General features: G+C 67.6%; 8 protein-coding genes. 1 reads left to right on the plus strand and 7 read right to left on the minus strand.

Translation table 11 applies throughout. The annotated features are described in order from the left end of the window. Positions 1-210: 210 nt before the first annotated feature. The 3 genes from VFZ09_RS26130 to VFZ09_RS26140 all read right to left on the minus strand — a co-directional run bounded on the left by VFZ09_RS26130 (position 211) and on the right by VFZ09_RS26140 (position 7,116). The gene (locus tag VFZ09_RS26130; protein WP_329730382.1) at positions 211-5,640 is read right to left on the minus strand and encodes an FG-GAP-like repeat-containing protein; all 5,430 of its coding nucleotides are present in this window, start codon (positions 5,638-5,640) and stop codon (positions 211-213) included. Between the two features lie 378 nt (positions 5,641-6,018). Beyond that, positions 6,019-6,543 carry a glycine cleavage system protein R gene (locus tag VFZ09_RS26135; protein ID WP_329730383.1) on the minus strand — a complete coding sequence of 175 codons (525 nt, stop codon included), beginning with the start codon at positions 6,541-6,543 and terminating at the stop codon, positions 6,019-6,021. Positions 6,544-6,624: 81 nt separating this feature from the next. Then, on the minus strand, positions 6,625-7,116 hold the full coding sequence (locus VFZ09_RS26140) for a VOC family protein (protein WP_329730384.1): 492 nt from the start codon (positions 7,114-7,116) through the stop codon (positions 6,625-6,627). A 185-nt stretch (positions 7,117-7,301) separates the two neighbouring features. Between VFZ09_RS26140 and VFZ09_RS26145 the strand changes: the two genes are divergently transcribed. Further along, positions 7,302-8,015 (plus strand): methyltransferase, encoded by a 714-nt coding sequence (locus tag VFZ09_RS26145; protein WP_329730385.1) that lies wholly within the window; start codon positions 7,302-7,304, stop codon positions 8,013-8,015. A gap of 129 nt (positions 8,016-8,144) precedes the next feature. Here VFZ09_RS26145 and VFZ09_RS26150 read toward each other — a convergent pair whose 3' ends face one another. From VFZ09_RS26150 to VFZ09_RS26165, 4 genes are read right to left on the minus strand one after another with little or no spacing between them, the layout of a single operon-like run. Beyond that, entirely contained in the window at positions 8,145-9,644 is a 1,500-nt protein-coding gene (locus tag VFZ09_RS26150) for a DUF4340 domain-containing protein (protein ID WP_329730386.1), read from the minus strand. Then, entirely contained in the window at positions 9,641-11,224 is a 1,584-nt protein-coding gene (locus VFZ09_RS26155; RefSeq protein ID WP_329730458.1) for a GldG family protein, read from the minus strand. Before VFZ09_RS26155 ends, VFZ09_RS26150 begins: the two co-directional genes overlap by 4 nt. Before the next feature lie 4 nt (positions 11,225-11,228). Beyond that, positions 11,229-12,023, minus strand: coding sequence for an ABC transporter permease (locus VFZ09_RS26160; protein ID WP_329730387.1), 795 nt, complete (start codon positions 12,021-12,023; stop codon positions 11,229-11,231). Between the two features lie 38 nt (positions 12,024-12,061). After that, the gene (locus VFZ09_RS26165; protein ID WP_329730388.1) at positions 12,062-12,793 is read right to left on the minus strand and encodes an ABC transporter ATP-binding protein; all 732 of its coding nucleotides are present in this window, start codon (positions 12,791-12,793) and stop codon (positions 12,062-12,064) included. Positions 12,794-12,989 lie beyond the last annotated feature (196 nt).

A 12,989-nucleotide genomic window follows, 5' to 3' on the forward strand; every position in this document is an offset into this window, starting at 1 on the left:
TTTCCTGTTATCCAGAATATAACAGGAGTAGTGGATTTTACATAGAGTGTTGTTGGATTTTTCTCCTGGTGGGGGAATGGGTGTCCGTGTAGCAGGGGCGCCCGGTTGGGGCCGGGCAGGGAGGCGCCGGGCCTGAAAACACAGAGGCCGGACGCCCGCGGAGTGGTGGGGCATCCGGCCTCGGTTTTCAGGGGGCGCGGGTGTCTGTCTTCAGAAGAGGCGGGGGAAGAGGGCGCTCACGGAGTGCCCACCGGTCCCGGTCAACCCCTCCACCTGGCCGGCGAGCGGGTTCTTCGCGGACATGTTGAAGAAGTCCGCGGTCACATACAGGTAGCCAGGGCCGGCATCGAAGCTGGTGCGGAGGAATCCCGCGGTGTCGTGCAGCACGGAGTGTGCCCTCACTCCGGGGATCCACCCCGTCAACGTGTCCAGCACCTGTGTCGCCAGCCCACCGCCGGGGCCCACCAGGCCTCCCGTGCTGTTGAGGGCAATCGCCTCGCCCGCGGAGATGGCTCCTCCGGTGACGCGCTCCACCATCTCCCCGTACTGCTTCTGCCACGGCTTCCAACTCGAGGAGTCGTTGAGCAATGCCTTGTCCTGCTCCGACAAGGCGTTGAGCTTCTCCGCCTTCATCTCCCGGATCTGCGCCAGCTCCTCGTTGTCGAAGCGTTCGCTCAGCTTGTCGGCGCCCTTCTGGATGTTCTCATCGAGGTGTTTGAACTCGTGGAACAGGCTCTGGGCGGTGTAGGCCCAGCCAATGGCTTGTTTCAGCCTGGAATCCAGGGGGCTGATGGGGGAGGTGAGGGCGGAGGTGGCGCCCCCTGCCCAGGCGGCCTGTGCTGTCTGGGCATTGCCCAGGAAGCCAGCCCCGAAGGTGTACGCGGATGCGGCGCCCAGCAGGATGCCGCCAATGCTCATCAGCACCGGATCTCCGAGGAAGTAGCCGGCCGTCATGGTGGCCGCGCCGATGACGGAGATGGCGAAGGCGGTGCCGGCGAAGCCGGTGGCCATGCCCACGCTGACGGCGGTGGCGATGGCGGCCACCACGGGGACGTGGCCGGTGGGGTCGGTGTTGGAGATGGGGTTGTTGTAGACGTAGGCGTAGCGGTTGAGCGCTTGCGGGTTGAGGGTGGAGGGCACGACGCTGTCCGGCGAGATGAAGCGCCCCAGCTTCGGGTCGTAATACCGCGCGTTCATGTAGACGAGGCCCGTCTCGTCGGTGACATGCCCGCCGTAACCGAGGGGATTGGAGACGGAGGCCGAGGCGGCCACCACGGCGCCGAAGGGGGCGTAGTCGTAGCTGGCCACCTTGTTGCCCGCCTGGTGGGTGATGGCGCGGACGGAGCCCAGGTGGTCCTGGTGGTACCAGTAGGCGCCCGAGGCGTCGCGCCGGGCCACCAGGAGCGGGCCCGCGTAGTAGGAGCGGGTCAGGCCGTTGGGCCCCAGCTCGAGCAGCGGTCCGAAGTAGCGCGTGATGCCGGAGGGGCCGGACTTCACCACCCGCTGGCCGTCCGCGTCGTAGGCGAAGGTGGTGGCACCGCTCGCGGTGGTGACCTTGGCCAGCCGGTCATCGCTGTCCCACTCGAGGGTGCGGCCATCGCCGGCCAGGAGGTTGCCATTGGTGTCGTAACGGTAGGTGGCGCCTCCCGCGGACGTGACGGCGTGCCGGTGCAGGCCATCCGCGTAGGCATGGCTGCCGAGCTGCGAGCTCCAGGTGATGTTGCCCAGCGCGTCGTAGGTGAAGGCCTGGGCCTGGGCCCCCGAGGTGCCGGTGAGCCGGTTCAGGCCGTCATAGGTGAACGAGAGGTTGGAGAGGGGGTTGCTGGCGGAGGACATCGACGTCACGCGCCCGCCCGCGTCGTAGCCGTAGCTGGCCTGGTAGAGCGTTCCGGCCGGCCCCGTCACACTCGCCCCGCTCATCCACTGCCGCGCGTCCGAGTAGGTGAAACGGGACGTCGTCCCATTGGCATACGTGGCCGACACCAGTTGGCCCCGGCCGTTGTAGCTGAAGCCCTGGACGTAGCCGCTCACACTGGCCATCCGCCCGGCGGCATCGTACCCATACGTCACCCGCTCCCCATCCGGGTACGTCACCGCGGCCAGCCGGCCCGCCACGTCATACCCGTACTGGAGCGTGTAGCAGTACCCGCTCACGCACTTCGTGGTGGACGTCATCCGCCCCGCGAAGTCGTAGCTGAGTGACTCGCTGCCCGACGGGAACACCCGCGAGGTCATCGCACCCAGGCCCGCTCCATGGCCGGCCTCGTCGTAGGTCCACTGCGACGTCCTGCCGTCCGCCAGCGTCTTCGTCAACACGCGCCCCAGGGCATCGTACGTGTACGCCGTGGTCTGTCCCTTCGCGTCGCGCCGCGTGAGGAGGTGGCCGCTCGCGTCGTACGTGTAGCTGCTGCAGCCCGTGTCGGGGTCGCACCCCGTGAGCTTGCGCCCGAGCGAGTCCCAGGTGGTGGTGCTGACGTTGCCCGCCGCGTCCGTGGCCCGGGTGAGGTTGCCGAGCAGATCATACTGGTAGGTGGTGTACTGGTAGGCGGAGCCATTCTTCTCGCGCACCTGCGTCATCTGCCCGGAGGCGTCGAACCAGGTCACCCGCTCCTGGCCGAGCTCGTCGTAGCTGGTGACGGAGCCATTGCCGTAGACGCGCTGGCCCCGGGTGCCGTCCGGGTTGGTGACGGTGCGCAGCCGGCCCAGCCCGTCGAAGGCGAACACCTGGTATTGGGGCGTCTCCCCGGGGCCGTACCAGGAGGACTTCTTCCACACCCGGGTGGAGCCGTCGTTGTAGAGCGTCTCCTGGACGAGGCCGCCCTTCTTCACCGTCTTGTAGCGGCGCCCCAGCCCATCCTCGTACACGTCCGTCCACAGGCCGTCCGCCGAGCCGTCGGAGAACGTCTGGCGGATGCGTTGCAACTGGGGGTTGCCCCAGTCCAGGTAGGAGAAGCTCTTGGTGCTGCCGTCCGGCAGGCGCGTCTGGAGTGGCCGGCCCAGGGCATCGTGGGTGGAGGTGGTGAGGTTGCCATTGATGTCCGTTTCGCTCTTCACCAGGCCCAGCACGCCATCCCACGTCTTCGTCGAGCACTGCCCGAGCGCGTTGCACCGCCGCGTCTCGTAGAGGTGGTAGGTGCTGTCGTACTCGTGCGTGGTGAGGGCGCCCCGCTCGTCCGTCTCCGACGTCCGGTTGCCCCACGCGTCGTATCCGAAGCCCCGGAGGATGTAGCCCCCGGTCTGGTTGTTCCAGGCCCGCTGCCGCGTCAGCTGGCCCACCGTCGGTGCCGCCGCGTACGTCCCATTCCCGTCATACTCGTTGAGCGTCTGCTTCAGCAGTGTCCCCGAGGTGCCGATGCCCGCGTAGATGTTCTCGTACGCTGGCAGGCCCACGAGGTAGGCCGACTTGTTCGGATACACGCCTCGCAGGGACGTGCGCTCGTCCCCCGCCACGTCGTAGTCCCCGTGCTCGTACGTCAGATAGCCGTTTCCGTACTCGTCGTAGCCCACCTGCAGCAGCGTCCTGCGGCACGAGGCGGACTGGTTGCACTCGTACTCCCAGCGCTGCGTCATCAGCGACGTGTAGGGCGGCGCGGTGTTCTCCGAGTAGCCGAACGTCGAGTACTTGTAGAGGTTGCCCGCGGCGTCGCGGTGGTACGTCACCTCGGGCTTGCTGATGCAGCCGACGTGCTGGTGGTAGTACGTCTCGGTGTAGTTGCCCGCCGCATCCAGCACCGACGTCACCTTCCGGTAGCCGAGGAACCGCCGCTCCGCCGCCGACCAGAGCCCCCCCGTGTATTGGTAGCGCGTGGTCGCCGAGCTCCCCCGTCCATCCGACGTCGTGACCGCGGTCACCGCGTACAGGACGGTGCTGACCGGCAGGTAGGTATTCGCCCAGGACGATGACGGCCCGTACGACACCGTCGTCGTCCCGCCGAGCCCGTTGGACACGGACGCGAGCAGGTCCGGTGTGGCGCCAGCGCCGAGGAAGAGGCGGTTGGTGCCCGAGGAGGGCCAGTAGACGTAGACGTCGCTCCTGCCGTCGCCGTTGTAGTCGCCCACGTGGAGGGTGTGCGAATCGGAGCCGTTGAGGGCGGCGGCCGCGATGGGGTCGAAGGAGGAGGTGAAGGTGCCGTTGCCGTTGCTCAGGAAGAGGCGGTTGGTGCCCGAGGAGGGCCAGTAGACGTAGGCGTCACTCCTGCCATCGCCGTTGTAGTCGCCTACGTACAGGGTGTGCGAATCGGAGCCGTTGAGGGCGGCGGTCGCGATGGGGTCGAAGGAGGAGGTGAAGGTGCCGTTGCCGTTGCTCAGGAAGAGGCGGTTGGTGCCCGAGGTGGGCCAGTAGGCGTAGACGTCGCTCCTGCCGCCGCCGTTGTAGTCGCCCACGTGGAGGGTGTGCGAATCGGAGCCGTTGATGGCGGCGGTCGCGATGGGATCGTTGTAGGCGGTGAAGGTGCCGTTGCCGTTGCTCAGGAAGAGGCGGTTGGTGCCCGAGGAGGGCCAGTAGACGTAGGCGTCGCTCCTGCCATCGCCGTTGTAGTCGCCCACGTGCAGCTGCCCCCCGGAGCCGTTGATGGCGGCGGTCGCGATGGGATCGTTGTAGGCGGTGAAGGTGCCGCTGCCGTTGCTCAGGAAGAGGCGGTTGGTGCCCGAGGAGGGCCAGTAGACGTAGGCGTCACTCCTGCCGTCGCCGTTGTAGTCGCCCACGTGCAGCTCCCCCCCGGAGCCGTTGATGGCGGCGGTCGCGATGGGATCGTTGTAGGCGGTGAAGGCCAGCGCGCTGGCGGTGTAGCCGTAGCTCATGGCCGGCAGGGCCGTGCCGCTGGTCACCGTCCCCGCCGCGTCGACGCTGGCATCCCTGCCGAACTGCTGAACGCTCGCCAGCATGGACCGGGACGTGCCCCCGCTCGTCGTGTACGCCAGCTTGTAGGCACGCACCCGCGAGCCCGACACCTGCACGTCGAGCGTCTTCAGCCGGTAGCTCGTCCGGCCGAGGCTTCTCCCATTCGCGAACGTGACGACATCCGGCCGGAGCTCGCGGTGCAGGGTCAGCGTCGTTCCATTGTACGCCACGCTCGACGGGTAGCAGTCCAGGTGCGGGCTCCCGTCACACCACCACCCATACGTGACGGTGTTCCCCTTCGTATCGGTGACGCGCGACAGGCCCCAGCGCAACGTGCCACCCGCGGTCGTGTAGAGCGCGTCGAACGTGGCCCGGGTGCCATCCTTCTGCGTGAGCTCCCAGCGGTTGCTCGCCCCGTCGTATTTGATCCGGAGGTAGTTCTCGATCTTCGCCGAATGCGTGCCACCCGTGGTGCAGCTCGGGCTCGTGCTCCCCGCGGCGCACGGGAGCAACTCCTGACCATCGAGGAAGTAGAGATCGGAGCCGCCGTAGGTGGGGGCTCCCTTTCCCGGGCTCATGCGCTCGAGCGTGCTGAACCCTTGCAGACGCCAGCCCACTCCCACGAAGCCGTTTCCGCTCGAGGAGTTGTAGTCCAGGCTCAGCTTCGGCTCGATGCCCTGGAATCGCGGCACCTCGAGCGCGATGTGCTCCTGGTAGCCACCGTAGAAGGTGTTCACCCCGTTGCCGTTAGTGCCAGCCTGCGCGTTGGCGGCGGAGGTGCCCGGGATGAACGCGAGCACATTCAGCAGAAGAAATGAAGCCGTTCGAAGGTACCACCCGGATGTTCCCGCAGAGCTCATGGTGTTCCGCTCCCACGCTTGTCCAGACATTCCCCCCCGCGGCACGAGGTCCAGGCCGGGCTCCGCCCGCCGTGGCCGCCGCGGCTGCTCCGCGGGGGTTGACCTCCCTCATGTGTCGGGTGTCACGGACAGTGTGTCTATTCTACACTCGATATCACGGAAAACGAGGCGAAACCAGATTCGAGGTAGAAGCGGGCGGAGCCCCTGGCGGAGCGGCGCTTTCATGCCCTCGACACGGGTGCCTTCGCGGGTGCCGCCGCGGTGGGAATCGGGCGCTGCGTCCCGGCGGCACTGGAGATCGCCGTGGAGGGCGGTGATTCAGATGGTGTCGAGATCGATGTCGCAGCCGATCTTCTCGCCGAGCGTGGCCAGCTCCTCACGCATCTTGCGGACGCTCGTGCCTGGCGGAAGGGTGATGACGCCCTCGAGCACGAAGAGCGGCGTCCCCGCGAAGGGCGCCGACTCGATCCGTGTCTCCATCTCCTCGACATTGACGGAGTGCTGGCGGAGGAGCGCGGTCACGCGGGCGGTGATGCCAGGCTGATCGTTGCTGTAGACCTTGAGCCGGTAGGGAACGCTGCCGGGGGCACGGGAGGGGGCGGTGTCCGCCTCATACATCTCGAGGCGGAGCCCCATCCGGGTGCCGTCGCTCTCGAGCTTGCGCCGGAGCGAGGCGAGCGACTCGGGGGAGCCCTCGATGAGGGCCAGCAGGGCGAAGTGGCCGCGCAGATTGACCATGCGGCTGTCGGCGAGGCTGGCGCCGACGTCATACACGTGCTGGGTGAGATCTGCGACGAGGCCAGGACGATCGGGACCGACCGCGGTGACGATGAGCTGAGGCATGGCCGGGACCATAACAAGCCGGCCCGGGGGCGAGCACGCGCATTCAGAGCGGCGTGGGCTCGACGACATTCGGGCACGGGCTCACGCGCGGTAGGCCTTCTCGAGCGCCGCGATGTCGAGCTTGACCATCTTCATGAGCGCGTCGGAGACCCTCTTCGACCGGGCCGGGTCCTTGCCGCGCATCATCTCGTCCAGGCTCGCGGGGACGATCTGCCAGCGCAGACCGAACCGGTCGATGAGCCAGCCGCAGGCCTGCGCCTTGCCGCCTCCCTCGAGAAGGGCATTCCAGTAGCGGTCCAGCTCCGCCTGATCGTCGCACTGCACGACGATCGAGATGGCGTCATTGAACTCGTGGTGGGGTCCCGCGCTGATCGCCTGGAAGCGCTGGCCCAGGAGCGTGAAGTCCACGACCTTGACGGAGCCTGGCGGCCCGCTCGGCGAATCACTGAGCATTGGCGTCACCTGGTCGACGTGCGAGTCCGGGAAGATGGAGGCGTAGAACCTCGCGGCTTCCTCCGCCTCCTTTGCGTACCAGAGGTGCGTGAAGATCTTCGATTTGCTCTTCAATGCCATGGCCGTACCTCCTGTGGGGTGCCTCTCGCTTATCAGCGAGCAGCTCCTGCCGTGAGCGCAGCGGTGTGGGCGAGCGCCCAGGGCGTCCGGCAACCGACAACCTCCTGGACCTGGTGAACGAACGCAGTGGGAGGGGTGTCAAAGTGCCATGAGCTGGGGGGAACATGGAAACGTCAGGCAGCGAGATGCTCGAGGTCGTCACCGGTGTGCTCCAGCGGAGCCAGGCCGAGACGTTTCCTCATGAGATTCAGCAATTGGGGATGCCCTTCCTGGTGTTCCGCAATGTGTTCTCTCCCAAGTACCTGCCGGCCGCCGAGAACTTCGCACGCGCGTTGCCATTCCGGCGGGGAATGCACTTCCTGGAGATCGGGCCGGGGATCGGGGTGATTGCCGTCGCGGCGGCGCTCGCGGGGGCCGAACGGGTGGTGGCGATCGACATCAATCAGGACGCTGTCGACAACACACGCGCCAATTTCGTGAAGCACGGTGTCGAGGCTCGCGCCGACGCCCGCCAGGGGGATCTCTTCAGCGCCCTGCGCCCCGGCGAGAAGTTCGACCTCATCTTCTGGAACGTGCCCTTCTTGCACGCTTCTCCCCCCGAGTTGGGTCTCCTGGAGCGCTCGATCACTGACCCCAACTACGAGACCGTGAAGCGCTACATGCTCGAGGGGCTGGAGCAGCTGAGGCCGGGCGGCCGGCTCACCGCGGGCTTCAGCAGCACCATCGGAGACCTGCGCCTTCTCGAGGCGACCGCCAATGCGGCTGGCCTTACGACGGAGATCTTCCACCGGGAGGAGGTCCCCGTATACAGCCCGGTGGATGCCCCTCCCGAAGCCTCCAAGCCCTTCATGCTGGAGATCCTGAACATCTCCCGGGCACACCCGTACCTGATGCCTTGAAGAGTGGAGGCGGTGGGAATCGAACCCGCCGCCGTGCGCGACGAGGTCCTGCGGATTCAAGAAGACGGCGAAGAGCCTTGAGGCCCGGAAGATGGCCCGGCTCGTCTTCGAGCAGCTCCGAGGCGTGTCTCAGGGAGTGCCGGCCGCGGCGGGCGCTCCGTCCATGAGCTCCGTGAGGGCGAGCGGCAGCGCGTCGATGGCGGGCTTCTCCACCTCGAGCACGTCCTCGGACGAGCCGCGGGCCCACAGCCGCTGCGGATTCCCCTTCACCTCGGTGCCGAGCCTCAGCCGGGCGATCTCCTGGCCCTGGGCGTCCTGCAGCGTCACCCCGCGGCCGGTGGTGCCAATGCCATACCTGCCCCAGCTCTTCGGGTTGGACTCGCCGAGCGCCGCCGCCTCGAGCTTCTCCAGCGAGCCCAGCAGCGAGGCCACCTTGAATTGCTTGGCGTTGCCCACCAGGGGGCTGGCCACCTCCCACTTGCCGGTGTCCGGGGCCTGCACGAGGGAGATCGTCTCGCCACCGGGCGTGGCCGGATGGATGACGATGCGGGCCACGTCGCGGATGGTGAAGGCGAGCGCCTTGCGGTCCTTGAAGTCCTTGGGCGCGAGGTCCAGCACGTCCAGGGCGAGCGAGTCCACCACGGAGAGCATGGACTCGGCGTCCCACTCGGACAGCGCGAAGACCTGCTGGATGCCGTCCAGCTCCAGCCCGGTGATGCGCACGCGCACCGGTCCGCCGATCTTGCGCACGAAGGTCGCCTGCACCATCGGCTTCTCCAGGGCCTGACGGACCTTCTCCTCCTGCTCCGGCTCGGGGAAGCCGAGCGCCCGGTATCCCTCGAGCGTGGACACCATCTTCTTCACCTGCTCGGTGGCCGCGCGCAGCTCCACCGGCTGCACCAGCTTCCACGGCTTCTCGGTGGTGGCGCGCTCCAGGGTGAAGGCGTTCTTGCGCGCCTTCGCCTCGATGCGCAGCAGCGAGGCCTCCTCCACGGGGAAGACCACCCGATCCCTCCACTCGTTGGTGTGCTTGAGCAGCACGAAGCGCAGCCCGCCCTGGGCGGAGTACACGCGCGGGTCTCCCTCGCGGCGCACGTACACCGAGCCGTCGAAGTTGTTCTCGACACCCAGGTACACGGTCGTCGAGCGCTGGCGCGAGGGATCCTCCGCGCCGCCGCCCTGCGCGTCCGGCACGTAGGCCCGGGCCGTCACGGTGCCGCGGGGCTGCTTCAGCCCGTAGCGCTCCAGGTCCGCGTCGGTGGGCTTCTCCTCGAGCGTGGCCTTGAACTTCGCGGCGGACAGCTGGCCGAGGAGGTTGCTCACCTCCGTCTTGTTCGCCCGCGTGGAGATGGGCGCGGTGATGCGCCAGGTGCCGTCCTTCAGCTCCATCACCGTCTTGCCCTGGGGCACCTCGACGGATAGCCAGGTGAAGACGGGCTCGGGCGGAGCGCCGCCGTCGGTGCCGGTCTCTCCGGGCGTCTGGAGGGCGAAGACCTTCTCCTCGGCCTCCTTGCGCCGGGTCTCCTGCTGCTCCGGCCGCATCACGCCGAAGTACGCGTAGAGGCCGAGCCCACCGGCCACCACGGCGGCGGCGAGCAACGTGACGAGGTTCTTCTGTTGGGCGTTCACTTGTTTCGCCTCGAGAGCCAGATGGCCAGGCCCACGCCGAGCAGCGACAGGGGCAGGACGTCGGTGGACACGAAACGGATGCGGTGGAGCATGTCCGCATCCAGCTGGAGGGTGGAGGCCGCGCGGTCCGGAGGACGGATGGTCACCTTGTCCTCCTGGCTGGTGGTCCAGGCGAGCGCGTTCATCACCAGGTTGCGGTTGCCCTCGTGGCCCCAGTTGGAGTCCATGAGGAGCTCCGAGTCACCCACCACCACGAGCCGCGCCTCGTCGGAGCGCTTGCCCTGCGCCCCCGAGGTGGTGCGCGTGCTGGCCGTCACCAGGGGAATCTGGCCGGTCCGCTCGCCCTCACCGGGGGCCGGCTTGTCGTCGGGCTTCTGCTCCACCCAGCCGAAGGGCGAGGTGCTGACGACGGGCACCACCTTCACGCCCTCGGCCAGTCCCTGCGTCAGCACGTCGAGGGCCCGGGAGGTGGGGAACTCGATGTTGAGCTCCCGCTGCTTGAGGGGCAGGGAGATCTCGTGCTGGCCGTAGAAGAGCGAGAGCACGACGTAGGGGCTGCCGCTGTTGAACTGCGCGTCGGCGACCACGCCCGGGTCGATGCCCACGCCGTACTCGGCGAGCAGGCCGGACAGCTCCGGGCCGGGCTCCCCGTAGGCCTCGGCGAAGTAGACCATGCGGCCGCCGGCGGACAGGTACTGGCGCAGCGAGTCCACCTCGGAGGGGCTGAAGCGCCCCTTGGCTCCGGCGATGAGCACCAGCGCGGCATCCCGGGGCACCGTGGTGCCGCCCGCGAGGTTGAGCTCCTGGGTGACGTAGCCCTCCTGGGTGAGCTGCTGCTTCATCTCCGAGAGGCTCGTCGTCCGGCCGCGCTGGCCGGGCATGGGCATCGGCTGGTTGAGCGGCCACTCGCCATGGCCCACCACGAAGTACGCCTTCTGCTCGCTCGTCCGGGTGAGCTTGATGAGGGCGTTGGTGAGCTCCTGCTCGCTGATGATGTTGAGCGAGGTATGGGACTCGCTGGCGCCCTCGCCGCGCGTGAGCACCACGGTGACCTGGCCCTCGTGCAGGTCGTACCTGGCGGCCAGGTCCGGGTAGCGGCGCGGATCCTTGAAGGAGTAGTCGAACCTGTCCGGCGCCTCCGCGTGGTAGCGGTCGAAGGTGGTCTGCAGCGCCTCGTAGGCGGGGTGGTCCGTGGGGATGAAGCCGATGGCGCGCACCGGCTCGCGCAGGCCCTGGAGCGTGCTCAGCGTCTGGGGCGAGAGCGTGAAGATCTTCTGCTCCGTCAGGTCCCAGCGCACGTTCTTCTTGTGGGCGATGTAGTTGATGGCCACCAGGGCGCCCAGCGTCAGCAGTAGCGTGAGCGCGGTGCTGCCGAAGAAGAAGCTGGAGCGCCGCGAGGCGAACTGGCCGAACTGTTTGAAGTTCGTGGCGAAGTAGAGGCCCAGGAGCACCAGCCCGGCCACCCCCTTGACGGCGGTGATGGCGAAGGAGCCCGAGGAGAAGAAGAGGGTGAAGGGGCTGGAGAACAGCAGCAGCAGCCCGAAGCCACCCAGGATCTTGCCGATGTTGGACGCTTTCATCACGTCAGGCCCAGCGCTGTGCTTCCACCGTGCGGTGGCTGAGCAGCAGCGAGAAGAAGATGACGGAGAAGAAGAAGACGAGCGCCTTGAGGTCCAACACGCCGCGCATGAGGCCCTGCAACTGCGCGCCGAAAGACAGGTAGCTGAGGAAGGAGCGCACGGGCTCCTCGGTGGCCTGGGCCAGTCCCTGCAGCAGCATCCACGGCAGCAGCACCGCGAAGGTGACGAGCGCGGCCACCATCTGGCTCTCCGTCAGCGAGGAGATGAACATGCCCACGGCCATGCAGGTGGCGCCCCACAGGAGCAGCCCGCCGTAGCCCAGCAGCACCGTGCCCCACTCCAGCGCGCTGCCGGAGTCCCCCTGGCCGAAGACGGTCAGCAGCACGGGGAAGAAGAGGGTGAGCCCCAGGGTGGTGGTGATGATGCCCAGGCCGCCGAGGTACTTGCCCAGGACGATCTCGATGGGCCGCACCGGCGCCGTCATCAGCAGCTCGAAGGTCTTGTTGCGCTTCTCCTCCGCGAACAGCCGCATGGAGAGGAAGGGCACCACGAAGAGGGTGATCATCACCACCGTGGACCAGAAGGGCACCATCACGCCGTCGGTGAGGTTGCGGAACTCCTGGGGGACGCGCTCCCAGCCGTACACGCGCGCCATCTCCTGGGCGCGCTGGAAGTCGAACAGGGAGTTGACGAAGAAGAAGGACGACACGGCCAGCATCGCCGTGAAGACGGCGTAGGCCCAGGGCGTGGTGAAGTAGATGGACAGCTCTTTGCGGGCAATGGCCAGCGCGGTGCGCATGAGGCCTCCAGGAGCGTGGGCGAGGGGACGCGCGGGCCTCAGGCCGCGGTCAACTTGATGAAGATCTCCTCCAGCGAGACGTTCTCCGCCTTGCCGCCGTGCACCTTGGCGAGCTTGCGGATCTGATCGTACGCGACCACCCGGCCCTGGTTGATGATGAGGACCTTCTCGCAGGTCATCGTCACCTCGGGGAGGATGTGGGTGGAGAGGATGACGGTGTGCTTGCCCGCCAGCCCCTTGATGAGGGCGCGCACCTCGGCGCGCTGGGCGGGATCCAGGCCCTCGGTGGGCTCGTCGAGGATGAGCACCGGCGGGGAGCCGAGCAGGGCCTGGGCAATCCCCACCCGCTGCTTGTAGCCCTTGGAGAGGTTCTGGATGACGCGGCCCATGACGTCCGCCAGGCCGGTGAGGCCAGCCACCCGCTCCACCTCGGCCCGGAGGCCGCGGCCGGGCAGCCGCTTGAGCTCGGCCACGAACTTCAAGTACCCGGCCACCGTCATCTCCGGGTAGAGGGGCGGGGTCTCAGGCAGGTAGCCGATCCGCCGCTTGACCTCCAGGGGCTGCTCGAAGACGTCGAAGCCCGCCACCTTGGCCGTGCCCTCGGAGGGGGGCAGGAAGCCGGTGAGGATCTTCATGGTGGTGGACTTGCCCGCCCCGTTGGGACCGAGGAACCCGAGGATCTCTCCCTCGGCGACCGAGAAGTTCAGGGAATCCACCGCGACCCGTTCCCGGTATCGCTTGGTGAGGTTCTGGACCTCGATCATGGGCATGGGGAAGCTCCGGAAAGAAGCGTTCGACCGGCGGCCGATATAAGAGCCGGTCTCGGACTGTCAAGGCGGGCGGGCAGGCGGGGGCGGGTCACGGGAGGGCGCTGGCGAGCCTTGTGCATGAGTGACTTCCAGTGTGTCTGGGCGGACACGCCCGGCAGGTTACCTGTGACCTCCACCGGGCCCTAGGAACAAAGCA

Origin of the sequence: Archangium sp., from assembly GCF_036277355.1 — a bacterium.
In the GTDB taxonomy this organism is placed as follows: Bacteria; Myxococcota; Myxococcia; order Myxococcales; family Myxococcaceae; genus Archangium.

Bases quoted from the DNA above. Each gene is read 5' to 3' on its own strand.
- VFZ09_RS26155 (WP_329730458.1), bottom strand. From the start codon at position 11,224: ATGAAAGCGTCCAACATCGGCAAGATCCTGGGTGGCTTCGGGCTGCTG.
- VFZ09_RS26160 (WP_329730387.1), bottom strand. From the start codon at position 12,023: ATGCGCACCGCGCTGGCCATTGCCCGCAAAGAGCTGTCCATCTACTTC.
- VFZ09_RS26135 (WP_329730383.1), bottom strand. From the start codon at position 6,543: ATGCCTCAGCTCATCGTCACCGCGGTCGGTCCCGATCGTCCTGGCCTC.
- VFZ09_RS26140 (WP_329730384.1), bottom strand. From the start codon at position 7,116: ATGGCATTGAAGAGCAAATCGAAGATCTTCACGCACCTCTGGTACGCA.
- VFZ09_RS26165 (WP_329730388.1), bottom strand. From the start codon at position 12,793: ATGCCCATGATCGAGGTCCAGAACCTCACCAAGCGATACCGGGAACGG.
- VFZ09_RS26145 (WP_329730385.1), top strand. From the start codon at position 7,302: ATGCTCGAGGTCGTCACCGGTGTGCTCCAGCGGAGCCAGGCCGAGACG.